A 19,733-nucleotide genomic window follows, 5' to 3' on the forward strand; every position below is an offset into this window, starting at 1 on the left:
TTAAGTAAAGATCTTGTAAGTTTTATGTAAGCAACTATCCAGACCAGAGTCAACGAATAAATTTGACCAAATAAAGATTTAATACATTACCAATAAATTTAAATTGGTATAACAAATGAAATATTCTATATAATTTATAGTAACTTAGCGTATATCAGAAGTTTATTAATCTGAGTTACATTATTTATACATTTTTGTAATAAGCTATGCTATCCGCACTAGAACGAGATAAAACGTATTGACCAAAAGTATAATATTACTCGCAAAATGGATGACCAATTGTTTGACTATGGCCCAGGATGGGTTTATTGGGGAACGCTTCTTGTGGAAGGGGGCGGCTAAGAAAAGACTAAGAGAAGGCTAAAAAAGGGTAGCGTTTATAAAGGGTAGAATACTGGTTAATGCAGGCCAGCGATAGATAGCTGGCCTAACGGTTAGTATGTTGCGTTCATCCTACGCTTAGCGTTCCTTTCATCATGCTAATATGACCAGGAAACGAGCAGAAGAAAGTGTATTCCTTATCGCTGGATAGTTTAGCCACCTCTACGGTTACCGAGGTCTTCATACCACCTCCGATAAGTTTAGTCGCGGCTAATATCCGGCTGTCGTCCGGTTTTAAATAGTCGTTGTCTATGCCTGCGGTCATGCCGTCGGTGGCGACAGCCTGCGCCTGGTTCTTTTCACTCAGTACCCAGTTGTGGCCCATAATGTCTTTGCCCATTTTACCGCTATGGGTAAGTGTGACAGTAAAGGTTTTGCAGCTTGACGGTATAGACATAGCGCTTTTATCAAACAGCATACGATCAGTGCTATCGATTGTGCTTTCACATTCATTAGCCAGCACTGGATTGATGCCGGATAACAAAAACAGTGTTGAAATTAACTGTTTGTACATGGTCGCCTCTTATTTTTATTAAAATTTTGTAACATTTCAATATACCGTATAACCGCCTGTGAGTACGCTTTTTTCTGCGAAATCGGGAGTGGTCGGAACACCAAAAAATAGACCTATGACATAGAAAAAACCCGCGATACTGGCCGCGGGTTTTATAATTTTTTAGGTGTTGTCTTTTAACTTGCGCCGCAAAATTTTACCCACCCCGGACTTTGGCAGTTCGTCTACAAAGTGAATTTCTTTAGGTACTTTATAGGCGGCCAGGTTTTCCCGGCAAACCTGAATAATAGCTTCTTTGGTTACACTTTCTTCCTTACGCACCACAAACACCCGTACACGTTCTCCCTGATGGGGATCGGCCCCGCCAACGCAGGCTGCCTCAAGCACCCCATCATGCTGACAAACAGCATTTTCCACCTCATTGGGATACACGTTAAATCCTGACACCAGAATCATATCTTTTTTACGATCCACAATGTGGTAGTTATCGTTGCTGTCTTTAGTGCCAATATCGCCGGTTTTGAAAAAGCCCTCGTCAGTGAAGCACTGAGCGTTGGCCTCTTCATTTTGCCAATAACCTTGCATTACCTGGGGGCCGCGCACGGCAATTTCTCCGGGTTCGCCAGCAGCTACCTCATTATCTGAGTCATCCAACAGTTTAAAGACAGTATGAATTACCGGTTTACCAATTCCACCGTTTGGCTCACCACAATTTATTGAAACCACCGGCGCGGTTTCCGATAGACCATAACCTTCAAATAAAGTGACGCCGGTCAGCACTTGCCAGTTTTTAGCGGTGGAAGACAACACGGCGGTTCCGCCCCCGATAGCCAGATTAAGCGAGTCAAACGACAAGGCGCGGAACGGCTCGAAGTTTATTAATGCATTAAACAGAGTATTAACCCCGGTAATTGCCGTAACCTCATGCCGTTGCCACTGCTGGACGATATGCGGGGCATCTTTAGGATTGGTTATCAGCACGTTTTTTCCACCCAGCGAGAAGAACATCATGACATTCACGGTTAAGGCAAAAATATGGTAGGCGGGCAGTACTGTAATGATCACATTATCGCGCTGGCCTAACTGACGCCCCAAGCGTTCACTGCTTTGGTCTATATTCGCCACGATGTTGCGGTGCAATAACACCGCACCTTTGGAAAACCCGGTAGTCCCGCCGGTATATTGCAGGAACACCGGATCTTCAGCTGTAACAGAAACCGGTACCAGGCTGCTATTGCTACCCTGGCTCAGCGTTTGCGATAAACTTACCGCAGGCTGGCCAATCTTATCGCAGATACTGGCAAGAGTGGCTTGGCCGGTGATGCATATCAATTGGCAATGTTCGACCGTTTGCAGCGCCTGGCCGACTGTGTCTGCGGCGCTTTCATCAAATACCAGTAACGACACGCTGGCATCACTTAGCTGATGTGTGAGTTCGCGAGCGGTATAATTGGGATTCGTATTTACCTGCACCGCCCCGGTACGTAATATTCCCCACATACACACCATAAAAGACAATGTATTCGGGCACATTAGCGCAACCCTATCGCCTTTTTTGATCCCCTCGCTTTGAAGATACGCACAAAAATGTCCAGACTGCTCAGCCAACTGGCCGAAAGTGAGGCTGTCGTCGCCCTGTACATAACAAACACGGTCTCGGTAGCGCTGGGTGGCATCGTTAAACATGGCCAGTAGCGTGGTGTCGTATGGGTGTGCACCCGATTCGGTCATCAGGATATCTCCTTTAAATACGGATCTTGCAAATCACGACCGCACCCTGTACTTCAGTGCAAGCTGTATTTGCCGACAAAGCTCTACAGTAATCAAGTTGTTAATAAAATGATAGCGATTCATTACCAGCGTTGTGGATAGCAATGCGGGGTATGGGATAATAGTGGGTTAATCATAGCGATAGGTATTGGCAAAATTCTGTTTATCCTGTTCGGTAGCAGACTCATTGCACTCACCTAGAAGATAAAAACGTCGCTGCGCTTCGTAAGTATCTATTTCTATAAAACCTTCACGGCAATACTGAGTATTGGTTAGTTTCTCGTTCAAGCGGGCGTATAGCGCCTCTCGCTTTTTACTGTAACTATCCCCCCTTTGGGTACCCGCATTACCCACAGTGCTACCTGAAGATTGCGATGCGCCCGGTGGTGGCCCCTTACGGCCGCCGCTACGTTGGCCGGGCCCTTCCCCGCGTGGCTCATCGGTAGGCGCAGTTGCCATACTAAAGCGAAAAATCTTTGCCCCAGAGTCCTTAATATTGGTGACAAACATATCCTCCTCAACCGGCCTGGGCGGTGGCTTGTGCGCACAAGCAGTTAATAGGAAGGGGCTACAAAATAGCACCGGCAGCAGGGTTTTCATCATCATATTCATGGTTACTTAGTCGCGTTAAAAACAGTGATACACATTCAATACGACCCTACCTATATGTAGATAGTTGCGCTGGGTAATGTAAAGAAGGGTAAAGGGCTGAGCACAAGCCAAACTGGAGTGATGGGTAAAAAAAGGGCGATTGTTCTTTCAGCTTTATTCGCCCTTTACCAAAATTAACTCTATAAGTTCATCTGTTAGTTGAACATTATTAGCACCATAACCCTAAGCTAGTTTAAGAAGCGAATAAGTTAATTCGAGAAGCGTACATATTTTTCAATCCGGCTCAAGAAGGCCACCTGTTCCGAAAACCTGGCCCTCGTAAGCTCGGGTAGAACTCCTTTCTTAACGAAGCTGTTAAATTAGATGAAGAATGACTCCCAAGATATCTAGGCTCTTATTTGTATAGGAGAGCTTTGTACGTGAAACAACAAACTTTCTAATAATGGTGAAAAGTTCCTCTTTCAATAATCTTTATTGTAGGTTTACATAAAAAAACCAGCAATCTGCTGGCTTTTCTACATCCTCACACACAACCTAAATCCACCAGCCTAACTATCTACAAACTTGCGCCAGCTGCCAATGTCGGTAATGTCGGTTGCGCCTTCCAAGCCGTATTGTTCGCAGATAAAACCGCTGGCCTGAGTGCCATCGGCGAGCTGAACTTTGCCGATGCCCAGTGGCGACGGTATGTTGGCCACAAAACTGCCGAACTCAGCGGCGGGAATTTGCCAGACTTCCACTTCGATAGTAGCGCCATTTTTATCGGTATATTGCAGGCCTGGGCGCTGCGGTGGGCCGCCTGCCAGTGCGTATAGTCGGTAATGCGGCGCGGTGGTGGTGGTTTGTTTAAGCGTGGCTCCGCGTTCGGTGAGCTGCCAATTCAGCGGTTGGCCCTGTAGGTGCGCTCCACATACCACAACATCAACATACTGGGTTCCCACAGGCTGCTCGCACTGAGGCGTGGCGGGTGCTTCCATCGACCCTTTGGGTAATGGAAAGATGTGCTGTAACCGGTTGGCAATAGACAGCAGTCTGCGGTCGCTAAATGTGGGGCCCACCAAAGTGATACCAAATGGCATACCACTGCGGGTTATTTGCGTCGGTACGGCAATACTGGCCAAGTCGATAAGGTTCATAAAGTTGGTGTAGTATCCCAGCTCGCTATTATGTTTCACCGGCTCTTTAAGCATTTCATCAATAGTAAAATGGGTGCCCGCGGTGGGGGTTAACATACAATCTACCGCGTTAAGCTGGGCCAGGCAGATTTGCTTTAATTCGTTAATGCGATACTGGGCTTTAAACAGCGCGGTGGCCGAGGGCGCGGCCCCCTGCTCTATAATCTGGCGCACCACCGGGAATATAGCATCGGGGTTTTCATCGATTAGCGGCTGGGTTGCCAAATATCGCTCGGCAACCCACGGGCCTTCGTAAAGTAGCTTGGCAATTTCATCAAAAGGCGCGTAGTTAATTTCCTTAAACTCAAAGCCCTGACTGCTAAGCTCTGCCAGTGTTTTTTGATAAGCTTCCTGATAATCATCGTCACCAAAAAACTTAAGCTGATCAGGCGCAATAATGCCCACGGTTAATGGACCCCGTCGCATACCGTACTGACGGCTTTGATTAGCATAAGGATTTTCACGGCTGTAACCATCGGTGCAATCAAACCCTTCGGCAATGGCCAAGGTGTGATTCGCATCATCAGTGTTATAAGCAAACAGCGTAATACAATCTAGGCTGCGACATGCTGGTACCAAGCCGGTGGCCGACAGCAAACCTATAGTGGGTTTTACGCCTACCAAATTGTTAAAGCAGGCCGGAATGCGCCCGGAGCCTGCGGTATCTGTACCCAGACTAAAACTCGCCAGCCCCAGCGCTACCGCCACAGCGGAACCGGAACTTGAGCCGCCGCTGATATAGGCATAATCAAAAGCGTTGTGGCAGGCGCCATAGGGCGAACGGGTACCATTTAGTCCGGTAGCAAATTGGTCAAGATTGGTTTTACCAACAGGGATCGCCCCGGCATCAATTAGTTGCTGTACCACATACGCAGACTGGTGCGGGGTATAAGCAAATGCGGGGCAACCAGCGGTAGTCGGGATACCGGCTAAATCAATATTATCTTTGATGGCAAACGGGATCCCCCACAATGCATGGGTAGCTGGGTCTTTGTGCGCTAGCGACGTTAAAAAAGGCGCTTGTTCCTGCTCGCTTAACAGGTGGATCCAGATATTGTGTTCACGGTACTGGCCCGCCCGTTGACGTATTTCCTGCATAACTTCAGCAGGCGTAGTACTGCCATTCAGGTAGGCGCTTTTAAGGGCATCGAAACCCATATCCCGGGTTGTGTTTACCGCTGCATTTAAACTCATGCCTGCTCCTCCATCACTACCACAGCCTGGCCGGCGTTAACGCGGCTGCCATTGTTTAATAATACCTGCGACACCACACCATCACAGGTAGCATGTAAGGGTATTTCCATTTTCATTGATTCCAGTACCACCAGCAGTTGGCCGGCTTTTACTGACTCACCAATTTTCACTTGGGTTTGCCACACGCTCCCCGACACCGGGCTGTCGACTACAATGGCATCATCAGCCCAGGTGACTTCCTGCTCATCGCTATGCGCTTCGTCCTGGTCAAAATGGAACTGACCGTTGGCATGCCAGCGCGCCAGCTCTTCATCAAAGGCTTGATTACGGCGGTTCACAAAGCCGTCGATGTCACTTTGGTGGTCTGTCACGAAGGCTTCGTATTCAGCTAATGAAAAGCTGCTTTGCTCTATTTTTATGGGGTAGTTGTCGTGAGGGAAATCTGCCCGAATTTGTTGTAGCTCATCATGGCTGACTTCGTAAAAACGAATTTGGTCAAAAAAGCGCAATAACCAGGGCTTCTCGAAGACACTGGTCTGGCGATAACGATTCCACATTTGCAGGGTGCGTCCAACAAACTGATAACCACCGGGGCCTTCCATACCATACACACACAGGTAAGACCCCCCAATACCCACCGAGTTTTCTGCTGTCCAGGTTCGTGCCGGGTTATATTTAGTGGTGACCAGACGGTGACGTGGGTCAACCGGCGTGGCCACCGGGGCGCCCAAATACACATCCCCCAGCCCCATCACCAGATAGCTGGCGCTAAACAAAATATCTTTAACTTCATCAATACTGTTAAGGCCGTTTATGCGACGAATAAATTCCAGGTTACTGGGGCACCAGGGCGCATTGGAACGCACTGACTGCGCGTATTTATCGATGGCTTCCTGACAGGCTTTATCATCCCAGGAAAGCGGTAAATAAACCGTTCGCGATGGGACTGTCAGCTCATCTAAACGCTGCCCAAGCTCGCGTTCTGCCTGTTCTAAAATTGTAAGTAAACGGGTATGGCTTATTTGCTGACTGTTGTAGTGGATTTGCAGTGACCGAATACCCGGCGTGAGCTCTCGCATACCGGTAAAGGGTTGTGCTTCCAGCCACTGCATCAGTGCATGGGCGCGAAAACGCAGCCTAATATCCAATACCTGTTCGCCGTATTCCACCAGCAGAAAATGGTCGCCAGCGGCGCGATACACAATGTCATCACCATACTCACTGGCCGGCAGAGTTTTAAGAATGGGTGTGGTGATCCCCACACATTCTACCTGCTGCGGTGTGCCGCTTAGGCTCTCTAGCTGAGCATGCTGTTCGGCTTCCAGTTTTACCGCACCATCCAGGCTAACCGGCACAAACCGCACCTTATCACCGGCCCGTAACTGGCCGAGCTTCCACAAATCAGCGGTGATCACCGTGGCCGGGCATACAAACCCGCCCAGCGACGGGCCGTCCGGGCCCAAAATTACCGGCATATCGCCGGTAAAATCCACACTGCCAAACGCATAGGCATTGTCATGAATGTTAGATGGGTGCAGCCCTGCTTCCCCACCGTTGTTTCTGGCCCACTGAGGTTTCGGGCCAATCAGACGCACACCGGTACGGCTGGAGTTGTAGTGAATCTCCCAGCTCGTCGCAAAAAATTCGGTAATATCATCTGCGGTAAAAAAGTCCGGACAGCCATGAGGGCCATAAATCACCCTGAGCTCATGTTCGTGGGAAAGCGCTGGTACCAGCGAGGCTGGCGCCGTGGTGCCTTCAATAGCCTGGGTGCTACCAAAGGTACTCAGCACATCGCCGGTGGCCAAGGCGCGGCCATTATGGCCACCAAAATTGCCCAGCGTAAATGTCGAGCGGGAACCCAGATACGCTGGGCAGTCAAATCCGCCCGCGACGGCTAAGTAAGCCCGCGCACCGGTTTGGCGGATACGGCCAACCGACAGTACCTGACCCTGTTTTACTGCCACAACCTGGTTATACGGCACTGATGTGTCGTCCAGTTTCACCTCGGCATAGGCCCCACAAAGGGCTATACAGGTATCAAAGCTGAACTGCAGCACCGGCCCCTGCAGGGTAATTTCTATTACCGCCGCGTCGGTGGGGTTGTTCAGTACCCGGTTCGCCAGGCGGCTGGCGTAATTGTCAAACGGCCCTGAGGGCGGCACACCCACATTCCAGTGATGCTGTCGACCGGGGAAATCTTGTAACGTGGTTTGAGTACCACCACTTAGCACATCAATACGTTGGGGCTGATAATGAAAGCTGTTCAGATACCGGGTACTTACCTGGCCTTGTTGCAACGTAGGATCATCCAGCAGTTGTTGTAGATAATCCAGGTTAGTTTGGGTGCCATACAATACACATTCGCTTAAGGTATGTTGCAACAGATTAAGAGCGGCTTCACGGTCAGCCTCATGGACGATAACCTTGGCCAGCATGGGGTCAAAATACGGTGAAACCTCAATGCCGGTTTCTACCCAGTGGTCAATGCGTATCCGCGCACTGTCCTGCGTAGTATCGCTTGCCGGTAAGCTCACATGGCTGAGTAACCCAGGGCTGGGGCGAAAGTTGTTGAAAGGATCTTCGGCATACACCCGCACCTGAATGGCATGGCCAACGGGGCGCAGCGTGCTACGCAGGTTATTAAGCTCCATAGGCTCGCCTGCAGCCAGTTTTACCATCCATCCGACCAGGTCAACCTGATACACTTCTTCGGTTACACCGTGTTCTACCTGCAAGCGCGTATTAACTTCCAGAAAATAGAACAGGTCGGTGTCCATGTCATAAATAAACTCCACTGTACCGGCGTTACGGTAGTTAACCGACGCCAGTAACGACTCAGCAGTCTCGTGTAGCTGGGTACGTACGGTTTCGGTTAAGTTAGGGGCCGGGCACTCTTCCACTACTTTCTGGTTGCGCCGCTGACTGGAGCAATCCCGCTCACCCAGGGCAATTGCAGTACCTTTACCATCACCGAATATCTGCACTTCGATATGTCTAGCCCGGGCAATAAACTTTTCCAGAAACACACCGTCGTCGGCAAAGTTACTGGCACCTAACCGTTTTACTGAGTCAAAGTGCTGGCGCAACTCTGCTTCGTCGTGACACAGATGCATACCAATGCCACCGCCACCGGCGGTACTTTTTAGCATTACCGGATAACCCACGGTCGTTGCGTGCTCGCAGGCGCTGTCGATATCAGTAAGTAGTTCTGAGCCTGGTAGCAGAGGCACGCCGGCCTGCTCGGCTAACGCTCTGGCACGGTGTTTCAGGCCAAATGCCTGCATGTGTTCGTCAGTGGGGCCAATAAATGCGATGTGCTGGGCTTCACAACGGCGCACAAAGTCGGCATTTTCGCTTAAAAAGCCATAGCCTGGATGAATAGCCTGAGCCCCAGCTTGCCGGGCAATGGACAGAATTTTATCGACATCCAGATAAGTTTGAGAGGCATTGCCCTCGCCCAGTGAGTAAGCCTCGTCAGCCAGTTTTACATGGCGGCTGTTTGCATCAGAGGCAGCATACACAGCCACCGCTTTAATGTTCATTTTTTGCAAAGTGCGGATAATACGGACAGCAATGGCGCCACGGTTGGCAATCAGTACGGTATGAAACATGACAAAACCTTGGCCGGGTCGTCCCGGTAAAAAGATATGACAGCGGTCGTCCACTGAAAGAGTAAGCAGTTAAACAGAAATCAGGCGTCCCATACCAGTACATCTACCGGCGTTGGGTTATATCCGTTACACGGGTTATTCAATTGCGGGCAATTGGAAATCAGTACAATCAAATCCATTGCTGCACGCATTTCCACATATTTACCGGGCGCTGAAATGCCGTCTTCAAAAGTAAGCCCGCCGGCGTCGGTTACCGGTACATTCATAAAGAAATTCACATTGTGGGCAATGTCCCGTTTGTGCAGTCCGTACTCCGGATGTTCCGCAATAGCCAGCATCCAGCTGTCACGGCAGGCATGCATGCAGCGCTTTTCCAAATCGTAGCGCACGGTGTTACTTTCACTGGCACAGGCGCCGCCCAGCGTGTCATGCCGGCCACACGTATCTGCCACAATTTCCAGCATGGGATTATTCAGGTTTGAGCGTAATACCGAACCGGCTGTTAAATAGATATTGCCCTGCTCGCGCATAGTGTCGGTGGCGCTGTAGCGCTCTGCCGGATTTTGGGCGTTATAAAACAGGGTATCGGCAGCCTGGTTTCCTTGTGAGTCGACAAACCGAAAGGTCGCACCGGCCGCAATGCGATGGATGAAATAATCGCCCGAACCAATAGTATATTGTTGAGTGGCGTTCGCCGCCTCTCGGGTACTTTCCTGAATCATGGGTTAAGCCTCCAGACCAAAGTGATAAAGGGCATTATTTGCAAACCCGCGCTGGTTTTCAGGGCGCAGATTTTTACAATAGTCATCGTCCTGGACGGGGGCAGCACGCTTCATCAGTAACGATACCGGCTTGCGTGGGTAGGTATCCGCCTGGCTAAGCGGATGAGGGCAGGTGTGCAAGATAACCAGCGTATCCATCTCGAAGCGCAGCGTAACGTTGCTGCCTGGTTTACTGTGCCCAGGGGCCAGCGCCATGTTGCCGCCGGTATCCGTATGAACTTTGCTAAACAGATTAAGATTGGCCGCCATGTCGGCTTGGGTCAGACCATACTTAGCCATTTCCACCAGCATGGCGTCGTGACCGTTTTGCAGCCACTGGTTGCGATCTTGCTGATAATCGCGTTTGCCCCATTTTTGCTGTACATGGCTGGCGTGGCAGTTACCGGCCATGGTTTCATGCCAATCCAAAGTGTCATGCGTGATTGAGGCAAAAATACGCCCCATATCCGAATACAGGCAATGCCCGCGAGTAAGTTTAAAGGTATGTTGGCACTTTAACGTATCGGGTGCGTTATAGCGCTCCAACAGGTTTTCCGGGTTGTAAAACATCATGCCCACGTTGGCGTCGCCTTCGATGTCGGTCAGGGTAAGCTGTACCCCTCGGCGCACCCGCAACGACCAATGGCTGGCGGCAGGAATGATGGTTTCATAACAGGTCATTATGCGGTTTCCTTATACGGTATGGTGGGGCGAGAGGCGCCGAGTTGTCGCGTAATCTCATCCAGTGTGTCGCGGCCCTCCTGAGATACGGGCAGGTCGTAGGTTATCGATGCGCCATAGGCATTAGGAGCCTGCGGGTCGTGGCGCAGTTTGTCGAAGACCCACAGCCGGGTACCCAGATAAAAGCCTTCTTTAAGATCATGTGTAACCATAAAAATAGTGAGTTTGTGGGTTTTCCATAAATCCAGAATCAGGGCGTGCATGTCGGCCCGGATCCCCGGGTCCAACGCCCCGAACGGCTCATCGAGCAACAGAATTTTGGGTTTGCAGATAACCGCTTGCGCAATGGCCAGGCGCTGCTTCATGCCACCGGATAGTTCATGAGGGTAACGCTTAAGCGCATGGCCCAGCCCAACCTGTTCTAGGATGGCAATAGCATCATCACGAGCCTGCCGTTTTTGCCGACCAAACAACAAACCGGTAAGAGAGGCTTTTTGAAAGCCGCGGGCCGCCACTACGTTATCTAGCACGGTCATATGCGGGAAAACCGAATATTGCTGGAACACAATGCCCCGGTCGGGCCCCGGTTCATTGGGCATGGGCTTGCCGTTTAACAGCAAGCTGCCGGTGCTGGACTGTTCGGTACCCAGAATCATTTTTAAAAAAGTGCTTTTACCACAGCCGGATGCGCCCACTAACGTGATGAATTCGCCTTGATGCACATCAACATTCACTCGCTCTAAAATCACATCCTGGCCGTAGGTTTTGCCAACATTGGTAGCCTGAATTAACGGTTCGCTCATGCGTTAGTTCCTTCACTCCATGGGTGTAAACGCCGGTTGAGTAAGCCCAGCAGATAGTCAAATAGAAAGGCCAATAGCGTGATCCACATAACGTAAGGCAAAATAATGTCCATCGACATATAGCGGCGCACCAAAAAGATGCGATACCCCAGCCCGTCAGTTGAAGAAATGGCCTCAGCCGCGATTAGAAACAGCCAGCCGGCCCCCAGCGACAGGCGCACTGCATCAATCAGTCTGGGCATGATCTGGGGCAGTAACACCCGCATTAGAATCTGTAATGTACTGGCGCCCAAGGTCTGGGCTTTAACCAGTTGCTCGGTGGGGATCTGCTGGGTGCTACGCTGTATATCCCGGGCAATAAACGGCGCAATACCAATCGTAATTAAGGTAATTTTTGATGCCTCGCCCAGGCCGATTGCAATAAACAGAATGGGCAGCACAGCCAAAGGCGGAATCAGCGATATAACGGTTAGTAAGGGGGCCAGCCAAGCATTTAACACCGGCAATGCGCCGGTTAATAGCCCTAACACCAGGCCAAACAGCGCGGCAATAGCCACCCCGGATAACAAACGAATAAGGCTGCTTTGGGTATCCTGCCAGAACGTCAGTTCGCCGGTGCGTTTGCTGGGCTCCATGGCCAGCCTTTCAATAGCGTCTCCCATCTGTGTAAGCGAGGGGAGTAAACGGTCATTGGGATTTTCAGCCAGGCGGGCTTCAGAGGCTCCCATGTATACCAGCAACAGCAGCGCAAAAGGTAGCAACCCTAAAAACAGTCTGGTGGCCGTAGACGGTGTATAGTTAATCAATTTTTTCATACTGGGTCTTATCTTAGGTAGCGCTAAACAGGCATATAAAAAGCGGCATACACCGCCCTTCAGGTATTTATAGCTCGCCTTTGGCGGCCATTTGCATGTAGGTATCATCAAAACGCAGTTTGATGTAACCCGCGTTGCCGTAAACCCCGGCAGGCGTTTCAATACCTACAATATCTGCGCTAGGCGCACCTTCACCCAGCAGGCCATGTTCAAAAGAAAATTCTGCGACATGCTGCATGGTATCGATAAGCTTTTTATCTGTGGTGAATGCCGCCGCATCCTGGGGAGAATAGAACATGAGGGTTTTGTCGAGCTGGCCATCATAGTTTGCCAGGTCGGTTTGCGCCGCTTCTGCCATGTGCTCGCGCACCGCTTTGGCTTTGGCAGAGTCCCCTTGCATTTTTTGCAGCGTTTCGAACCAGGCGCCGGTCAGGGCTTTGGCAAATTCAGGGTTGGCGTTCAGTACTTCTGTATTGGCCACCATGCCGTCAATAATTTCGCCGGGGATCATCGACGAATCAAACACGTTGTAGGCTTTGTCCATAGACAAGATATGGTTGGTCATGGGGTTCCAGGTGACCACTGCATTGACCGAGTCAGTGGTAAATACCGAGGTAATATCTGCATCCGCGGTATTCACGCTGCTAATGTCCCGCTCAGATAAACCGGCTGAATCCAGGGCCCGGGCCAGTAAATAGTGCGACACACTAAATTCAACAAAGTTAACCCGCTGGCCTTTTATTGCACTTAACTCAGACTGGTTTTTCAAAATGACCGCATCGTTGCCATTCGAGTAGTCGCCGACGATAAACATGGTGCTGTCCAGACCGCCCACTGCCGGAATTGTCAGGGCATCCATATTGGTCATTGCGCAGGCATCAAACTCACCGGCGGTGTACTGATTGATCGACTCGACATAGTCATTTACCTGCACTACCTCAATATCGATACCGTATTTGTCGGCCCATTTATCAATAATGCCGGAGTCGCTGGCGTACGCCCACGGCATCCACCCGGCATATACCGACCAGCAAACTTTAAAGGCATCTTGGGCTAGGGTTTGAGTAGAAAAAAGAAGAGCGCACAGTACAGCAGAAACTTTTTTGTGGGTAATGTTCATGAGGTTACCTTTTCAGCTTGTTTAGTCACACATGGAGTACCCTTGGCCATATCGCCATGTGGTCTCCCGGGCTTTTATCCCGCCGTGTAACCTTGAAGCATCAAGGTCGAAAGCTCTTGGACCAGTCACATCATAATAATGCCGGAACCCTAGCCTTCTATTTTACCAAATTGTAGCGCCCGACTTTCCAAGGGTACGAACGTATGAATGATTTTGCATAAGCCATGCCAGCGAAAGAATGCGGGCTGTAGAGGGGTTACGACGGGCGCAGTGCACCAAAAACAGGCAATAGGAGCAGTTTTGGTGCAGAAGATTTATTCCGCAGCCAATCTATTTGTTGTTCAATGACCCGCCCCGATCTTGGGGGTTAGCGCAATACTGAAGAAACTACATCCTGAAAATAGACCGCCACCAAGCAAAACTTAATAAAAAATTAATATTTGATGAACTTATGTGCATCCGATCTTTAAATTACGGGTTCATAACTAAAAATTCGTTTAAGAAGAGGCCAAGGCGTCGGTAACGAAGGCGGAAGTTATGCTCTTCAACCCTATAGCTATGAGCCTGGTCTGACACTTCTGTCGTATGCACATGCTAGCATTCGCATATTTTATTAACTTACGAGAAGTGGCATGAAAAAACGAGCTATACGCTATATGGCAGGCGCCCATTTGATGATGTTTTCATCGTTATCCGTGGCCGCAGACTTTGTTTGCGATGAAAATATCGATACCTCCACGCAAAACGCCGAACACACGCAGCGCCTTTGGCAGCAAACGCTTACCTATTTGGAAGGTGTAAAAGAGATACTGACCAAAAACCAGGGCTGCGAAGTTGGCCCGCTGGCTGTAACGGAAACCAACGATGGTAGCGGCGATATTGCCCGAGACTGCACCGCCGGTTATCAGGACGTGCAAAAAGTCATTAAGCATGTTGACGCCGTGCTGAACAACCCTGAGGATGCGAAAGCCTGCTTCGATACACAGAAAAATTACGACGCGTCTGCGCTTTATACTGCCAACGAACAGTTAAAAATCACTTATAAAGTGGCTGACTGGCTCAACCGCCCCACCCTAACTGAGTTTTACAGCAAAAAAACCGGCGCTATAAAAGAAGCGGGCTTAACCCTGGCCAATGAGTTCTGGCCTATTGTTAGCCAAAGCCATATGCCCGACTATTTGAGTACTGACATTACCGCTAACGCGTTGCCGGAATTATGGGCCGCGGTAGGTTGGTTGCCGTTTTATGCGGATGCCGAAAAAGCCCATAATGACCGGTTTCGGGGTGGCTACGCCTACGCCGAGGTTATGGGCCCATGGGGAATGCTACGCATCAACACTATCGATGGCGAAAGCGTGGGCGCCGAAATAGGCATGACAATTCAGCTTCAGGATACGTTTTACCCTTATCACTTCCACCATCCTCAAGAGTTTTACCTGCCGCTGACCGCCCCCTCGTGCGGAGTGGAAAACCGCTTTTTCGCCGCCCATGCAGACAGCGCCCTGTTTGAGCATAGCAGCGACGATGATTCTTTTATTATTGATGCCGAAAAAGACACCGACCTACCTGCCTGGTTTATCCAGAAATCGCCCAACGGCAATAACTTCACATACTTTGAGCGCAATACAATTCATGCTTTTGAAGCAGCTAAAAGCTGTGGCGACACCACCTCAGGCCTGGTTTCAGTATGGGGAAGAACCACCGCACGGGATAATGTACAAACCACTCAGGTGTGTGAAGTCGTAGAGCAACAAGGCGGCGAACGCAACGCCGAACCTCACTCTCGCTACCGTTGTACACCCACACAGTGGGAATATTGAGGGAAGTCTTTTTTGTATGCTATAAAGAATTAAAACGTTTGAAATTTCGCAGAAGATGGGATGCACCGAGCAAATATTTTCATGAACTGATGAGCCTTGCGCCTTGCTTGCAAAAAGTGATAAAAAATGAAGGAGCTAGTTACGTACAGGCTCCTTTCTTTTTATCGACATGTAAATTTATGGAACGTTATTTAACTTCAAATGAAATAAAATCACTTCTTCAACTTTCTAATCGCGAACTAAAGCATATGAGAGAAAACGGCCTATTACAGTTCAAGAAAGTCAAAAATAGATTTCTCTATTTTGTCCCATCAACGAATAGTATCTTGAACTATTCACTAGGTGAGCAGTTAATAAATTGGCACCAAAAAAAACATGGCTCTAAAATTAGTAATTCGCCCCACAATGTTCAAACCATTCGCTCTTTGGAAAAATTAGTTTGGGATTTGCTTCTTCCCATTGAACGTCATTTTGGAAAGGAAACCGTTCATGTTACTTACGGCTTCACATCAACTGAACTCAAACGATACATATCCAAGTATTCATCCGCCAACACTTATCCAGCATTAGATCAACATGCATCCTATGAGAAAAATGCTAAAGATAACTCAATTTGCTCGCGAGGTGGTGCGGCCTGTGACTTCTACGTTTTGGGCATGCCTTCGTCAGATATAGTGAAATTTATCTCCAAACATCTCGAGTATGATCGAATTTACTATTATGGCGCAGACAGGCCTTTGCACGTAAGTGTCAATTTGAACGAATCCACTCGTCATCTTCAGATCATGCGAGTTAGTGAAAAAGGCAGAAGATATCCGTCAAAAAAAGCTTTTGGTGAAGCAGCGATTAAATTAGCAAAGGAACTCTAAATGGATGCAACCAAGTTTCATTCTTTAGTCAACGGTTTAGAATGCGGGAAAAAGCTACCAGATGCTATATACCTTCATGACAGTTTATTGGAATCAATACCTTCTGATTTAAGCAAAGTTATACGGGCTATCGGAAAAGCTTTAAAAATTCCAGACAATAGCTGGAACTTAGTAAAGCTGTCCCGCCGAAATTTTTCACTAAGCTTGCTTCACTACCCCACCTTCTTTGAAGAGTCTTATCCAGCGCTAAAACAAAGCGTTACGGTAGACTTAAATAAGCTTTCACACAAAATCACCGACTATTCGAACTACGACAACCCCCCAATCCTGCATCGAAAAGAAACTTTGGTAGCTTCTAGTAACCCTTATTACGAAGAGTTTAAACAAATCACCGATGAAGGTGTTCAAGCAGGCCTATATGAAAATTCTCGCCATATTGGATTTAAAGCCTCCTGGGAAGCCTTAATAAACAAACATGGGTACGAACTCGTTGACGGCCGATTGTTTCGAAATTCGGCACTTCTGTTAAGCCAGAATGAAAAAGAAATCGCGAGGGATAAAACAGCAATAGTTCGTTACGAACTCTCTGCGCCTATGAAAGCGCTAGCGAAGCATGGCTTCTTAGAAGGGCAGTATTCCATATTCGATTATGGCTGTGGAAGAGGCGACGACCTTAGAGATCTCGAGGCGCATGGGCTTGATGCGTTAGGCTGGGACCCAAATTTTCTGCCTGACGCTGAAAAGGTAGGTGCTGACCTAGTTAATATAGGCTTTGTCATAAACGTAATAGAAGACCGTAACGAGCGTATGGAGGCTATTCAAGGGGCCTGGGAGCTAACGGATAAATTACTGGTAGTATCAGCTATGCTTGCCAATGAAAGCTACTTGGCAAGGTTCACGCCCTATAAAGACGGTATAATTACCAGTCGCAACACCTTCCAGAAGTACTATAACCAGAGCGAGCTGAAAATGTTCATCGAGTTAAGTCTTGATGAATCTGCTATCGCGGTAGCCCCGGGTATTTACTTTATTTTTAAAGATAGGCTCCTAGAACAAAACTTTCTTCAAAATCGTCATAAACGAAAACATGATTGGAATCATAAATCCCAACCTGTGGACGTTAAGAAAGCCAATACTCAGCTTCTTTTCACTAAACACGGCAAACTATTTGAAGCATTTTGGGAGACCAGCTTACTATTGGGCCGCTGCCCCATTAAAGAAGAATTCGACCAGGCCGAAGAATTAATTGAGTTAGTCGGTACAATAAAAAAAGCCTTTCGACTGTGCCAAACCTACTACGGGCCAGAGGATTTGAAAGTTGCGCAGCAAATGCGACGAGAAGACCTGCTGGTCTATTTTGCAGTAGGTTTATTCGGTAAGCGTAAACCCTATAAGCATCAATCCGAGCAAACTAAACGCGACATAAAAGCCTTTTTTGATACGCACAAAAGGGCGCAAGCTCAGGCGACGGAGCTTCTTTATCAAATTGCTGACAATGACCTTATCGAACAAGCGTGTTTAGAAGCAAACGACTATTTACCCAAGAGCGTGCTCGCGAATGAAATTGGGCGCCCCCACTCGCTAACTCTCCATAAGCAATATCTTGATTTGCTCTCTCCTTTGCTTCGAGTTTACGTTAGCTCAGCTCTACAATTGTATGGCGAGCTAGAAGATATCCAGCTCGTGAAAGTTCATACCACATCAGGTAAGCTGACTCTCTTAGGCTATGAAAATTTCGAAGAAGAAGATAGCCCAAAGCTGAAAGAACGCGTTAAGATAAAAATGGCTGAGCAAGATGTGGACTTTTTTGATTATATGGATGAGCAATACATGGCTGTTTTAGAAAATAAAAAAGATTATGTCATTTAGCCCAAATAACTCAGCTGCTGCAATTCAGTATTACGAAGAAAATGCAATTGAGTATTTTGAGAAAAGCTTAAAGATTGATATGTCGAGCATTTACCCGCGTTTTCTAAAATATATTCCAAAACAGGGACGGGTTCTAGATGCAGGCTGTGGGTCCGGTAGAGATACAAAACACTTTCTTCAAGGAGGCTACAGTGTTAAAGCTTTCGATGGTTCAGAAGAGCTGGCTAAGCTCGCCTCAAAATTCACCGCTCTTAAGGTCAACCATCAACGCTTCCATGAGCTAAATTACGTTTCCAAATTTGATGGTATCTAGGCATGCGCTTCACTAATTCATTTAACAAAAAGCGAATTCGCGGTAGCCCTCAAGCATTTCATACAGGCCTGCCGTACCTCTGGTGTTATCTACATATCTCTGAAAACGGGAAACTTCAGTGATAAAAGGCCATTTCCACTTCGTAACACGGATGAAATTGAGTCCATAATCAAAGAGGACAGCTTTTTAAATGTTATTGAAAAGTGGGAGTCGGAGGATATTTTGTTACGAAATGACACTCGTTGGCTAAACCTTATTCTAAAGGTTGATAAACTTTGACGTTTGTCCAGGATTTTATAGCATTATTCAGGCACACGACCAATTCATATAAATATTTATTCCTGAAATCAGTAATAAATAGAGCAAAGAATGGCGAGTTCGTTTTATCGATTGATGATGTGGTATTGGATATTTTGGTGTATGCCTGGTATCCCAACCAATATTTTAAGCTCTCTTTTGGGGTACAAGATAAAGTTGGTAACCTGTTTCGCAACCAAGACTTTAACTTCAATGATATAGGTGCAATTACATCAACAGGCTTTACTACAAGCTTGAGGGATGCCCTCTCCAAAGAAGTAAACAAAGTAGAGCTCAAAAAAGAACTAGCACGATATGTTCAGTACAGGCTGCTTTCACCATTCTTTGCCGAAGAGCTGCGGGGGCAGCCAGATGGCAAAAAGAATCGGATGATAAAAGAATCTGCAGCAGCTCGATACGACTCCCGAAAGCCGCTGTACCGAATAAGTGAATGTTCAAAAAAAATTGAAACTCACCCTGAATGGGGCCGTTTCATTCAGGATAATTACCCGCTGTTGTTGCAGTACTTAGAAAGTAGGTGGGTAGCATTCCTACAAAAGCAAAATCCCGAAGTTCCAGCAATTATTCACAAAACAGCCCCACCTGCATCACGTTCATCTCTGTCTAGACAAAGAGCTTACTGGGGTGAATTCCTTAAGAAAAACTGCAAAAGTTCATGTATTTACGCGGGCACACCATTACCGTTGGACAATTTCTCTCTTGACCACTTTCTACCTTGGTCATTTGTCTGTCATGATAGAGTCTGGAACTTGGTACCCACAACAGTAGGTATTAACAGCAGTAAAGGTAACTCCCTTCCAAACTTGGAGCTGTACCTAGAAAATTTTATTGATTTTCAATTGGCAGCAATGAGATACCACTCCAAAAACAACCATAAATGGGAGCTTATCGCAGCAGAAATTGCTTCCGACCTAAAGATTTCACCTCAATTAATTACCATTAAAGAAAGTGTTGTTTCCGACAAGTTGTGCAGCTACATCAGCACTCAGCATCAAGTTGCTGAGCAACTAGGCTTCACTACGTGGGCTTTGTGTAATTGATCTAGAAAATTACGTTAAATTTTAAAGTCAGACTTTACAAAACTCACATTTTACGTAAAATTTT

The 19,733-nt window shown here is 47.9% G+C and carries 15 protein-coding genes and 1 riboswitch; of the genes, 5 read left to right on the forward strand and 10 right to left on the reverse strand.

Features of this window, described 5'->3' with window-relative positions; all coding sequences use genetic code 11:
- Positions 1 to 448 precede the first annotated feature (448 nt).
- The 10 genes from azu to D0Y50_RS18935 form a co-directional block, all read right to left on the reverse strand.
- Complete coding sequence (gene azu, locus D0Y50_RS18890; protein ID WP_108568659.1) at positions 449 to 895, reverse strand: azurin; 447 nt, start codon at positions 893 to 895, stop codon at positions 449 to 451.
- A gap of 162 nt (positions 896 to 1,057) precedes the next feature.
- On the reverse strand, positions 1,058 to 2,626 hold the full coding sequence (locus tag D0Y50_RS18895; protein ID WP_117318455.1) for an AMP-binding protein: 1,569 nt from the start codon (positions 2,624 to 2,626) through the stop codon (positions 1,058 to 1,060).
- Between the two features lie 168 nt (positions 2,627 to 2,794).
- On the reverse strand, positions 2,795 to 3,175 hold the full coding sequence (locus tag D0Y50_RS18900; RefSeq protein ID WP_117318457.1) for a hypothetical protein: 381 nt from the start codon (positions 3,173 to 3,175) through the stop codon (positions 2,795 to 2,797).
- Between the two features lie 650 nt (positions 3,176 to 3,825).
- Complete coding sequence (gene atzF / locus D0Y50_RS18905) at positions 3,826 to 5,646, reverse strand: allophanate hydrolase (RefSeq protein WP_117318459.1); 1,821 nt, start codon at positions 5,644 to 5,646, stop codon at positions 3,826 to 3,828.
- Positions 5,643 to 9,260, reverse strand: coding sequence for an urea carboxylase (uca, locus tag D0Y50_RS18910; protein ID WP_117318461.1), 3,618 nt, complete (start codon positions 9,258 to 9,260; stop codon positions 5,643 to 5,645). The genes atzF and uca overlap by 4 nt, the downstream gene beginning before the upstream one ends.
- An 80-nt stretch (positions 9,261 to 9,340) precedes the next feature.
- Positions 9,341 to 9,982, reverse strand: coding sequence for an urea amidolyase associated protein UAAP2 (locus D0Y50_RS18915; RefSeq protein WP_117318472.1), 642 nt, complete (start codon positions 9,980 to 9,982; stop codon positions 9,341 to 9,343).
- A gap of 3 nt (positions 9,983 to 9,985) precedes the next feature.
- Positions 9,986 to 10,702 (reverse strand): urea amidolyase associated protein UAAP1, encoded by a 717-nt coding sequence (locus tag D0Y50_RS18920; protein ID WP_117318474.1) that lies wholly within the window; start codon positions 10,700 to 10,702, stop codon positions 9,986 to 9,988.
- Positions 10,702 to 11,505 (reverse strand): ABC transporter ATP-binding protein, encoded by an 804-nt coding sequence (locus D0Y50_RS18925; protein WP_117318476.1) that lies wholly within the window; start codon positions 11,503 to 11,505, stop codon positions 10,702 to 10,704. Before D0Y50_RS18925 ends, D0Y50_RS18920 begins: the two co-directional genes overlap by 1 nt.
- Entirely contained in the window at positions 11,502 to 12,320 is an 819-nt protein-coding gene (locus D0Y50_RS18930) for an ABC transporter permease (RefSeq protein ID WP_108568651.1), read from the reverse strand. The genes D0Y50_RS18925 and D0Y50_RS18930 overlap by 4 nt, the downstream gene beginning before the upstream one ends.
- 67 nt (positions 12,321 to 12,387) lie before the next feature.
- The gene (locus D0Y50_RS18935; RefSeq protein ID WP_117318478.1) at positions 12,388 to 13,440 is read right to left on the reverse strand and encodes a putative urea ABC transporter substrate-binding protein; all 1,053 of its coding nucleotides are present in this window, start codon (positions 13,438 to 13,440) and stop codon (positions 12,388 to 12,390) included.
- A 61-nt stretch (positions 13,441 to 13,501) separates the two neighbouring features.
- Positions 13,502 to 13,604, reverse strand: a riboswitch (guanidine-I (ykkC/yxkD leader).
- Positions 13,605 to 14,072: 468 nt separating this feature from the next.
- Here D0Y50_RS18935 and D0Y50_RS18940 point away from each other — a divergent pair.
- The 5 genes from D0Y50_RS18940 (at position 14,073) to D0Y50_RS18960 (ending at position 19,669) form a co-directional block, all read left to right on the forward strand.
- The gene (locus D0Y50_RS18940) at positions 14,073 to 15,260 is read left to right on the forward strand and encodes a dimethylsulfonioproprionate lyase family protein (protein ID WP_117318480.1); all 1,188 of its coding nucleotides are present in this window, start codon (positions 14,073 to 14,075) and stop codon (positions 15,258 to 15,260) included.
- 38 nt (positions 15,261 to 15,298) lie between these two features.
- Complete coding sequence (locus tag D0Y50_RS18945; RefSeq protein WP_147318264.1) at positions 15,299 to 16,129, forward strand: hypothetical protein; 831 nt, start codon at positions 15,299 to 15,301, stop codon at positions 16,127 to 16,129.
- On the forward strand, positions 16,130 to 17,998 hold the full coding sequence (locus D0Y50_RS18950; RefSeq protein WP_117318484.1) for a DNA phosphorothioation-associated putative methyltransferase: 1,869 nt from the start codon (positions 16,130 to 16,132) through the stop codon (positions 17,996 to 17,998).
- Positions 17,988 to 18,311: a class I SAM-dependent methyltransferase gene (locus tag D0Y50_RS18955; protein ID WP_117318486.1), complete on the forward strand. Its 324-nt coding sequence runs from the start codon at positions 17,988 to 17,990 to the stop codon at positions 18,309 to 18,311. Before D0Y50_RS18950 ends, D0Y50_RS18955 begins: the two co-directional genes overlap by 11 nt.
- A gap of 275 nt (positions 18,312 to 18,586) precedes the next feature.
- On the forward strand, positions 18,587 to 19,669 hold the full coding sequence (locus D0Y50_RS18960) for an HNH endonuclease domain-containing protein (protein ID WP_117318488.1): 1,083 nt from the start codon (positions 18,587 to 18,589) through the stop codon (positions 19,667 to 19,669).
- The last annotated feature ends 64 nt before the right edge of the window (positions 19,670 to 19,733 follow it).

Origin of the sequence: Salinimonas sediminis, from assembly GCF_003429285.1 — a bacterium.
GTDB lineage: Bacteria > Pseudomonadota > Gammaproteobacteria > Enterobacterales > Alteromonadaceae > Alteromonas > Alteromonas indica.

Excerpts from the sequence above, each read along its gene's own strand:
- azu (WP_108568659.1), bottom strand. The coding sequence starts at position 895 with ATGTACAAACAGTTAATTTCAACACTGTTTTTGTTATCCGGCATCAAT.
- D0Y50_RS18895 (WP_117318455.1), bottom strand. The coding sequence starts at position 2,626 with ATGACCGAATCGGGTGCACACCCATACGACACCACGCTACTGGCCATG.
- D0Y50_RS18900 (WP_117318457.1), bottom strand. The coding sequence starts at position 3,175 with ATGTTTGTCACCAATATTAAGGACTCTGGGGCAAAGATTTTTCGCTTT.
- atzF (WP_117318459.1), bottom strand. The coding sequence starts at position 5,646 with ATGAGTTTAAATGCAGCGGTAAACACAACCCGGGATATGGGTTTCGAT.
- uca (WP_117318461.1), bottom strand. The coding sequence starts at position 9,260 with ATGTTTCATACCGTACTGATTGCCAACCGTGGCGCCATTGCTGTCCGT.
- D0Y50_RS18915 (WP_117318472.1), bottom strand. The coding sequence starts at position 9,982 with ATGATTCAGGAAAGTACCCGAGAGGCGGCGAACGCCACTCAACAATAT.
- D0Y50_RS18920 (WP_117318474.1), bottom strand. The coding sequence starts at position 10,702 with ATGACCTGTTATGAAACCATCATTCCTGCCGCCAGCCATTGGTCGTTG.
- D0Y50_RS18925 (WP_117318476.1), bottom strand. The coding sequence starts at position 11,505 with ATGAGCGAACCGTTAATTCAGGCTACCAATGTTGGCAAAACCTACGGC.
- D0Y50_RS18930 (WP_108568651.1), bottom strand. The coding sequence starts at position 12,320 with ATGAAAAAATTGATTAACTATACACCGTCTACGGCCACCAGACTGTTT.
- D0Y50_RS18935 (WP_117318478.1), bottom strand. The coding sequence starts at position 13,440 with ATGAACATTACCCACAAAAAAGTTTCTGCTGTACTGTGCGCTCTTCTT.
- D0Y50_RS18940 (WP_117318480.1), top strand. The coding sequence starts at position 14,073 with ATGAAAAAACGAGCTATACGCTATATGGCAGGCGCCCATTTGATGATG.
- D0Y50_RS18950 (WP_117318484.1), top strand. The coding sequence starts at position 16,130 with ATGGATGCAACCAAGTTTCATTCTTTAGTCAACGGTTTAGAATGCGGG.
- D0Y50_RS18955 (WP_117318486.1), top strand. The coding sequence starts at position 17,988 with ATGTCATTTAGCCCAAATAACTCAGCTGCTGCAATTCAGTATTACGAA.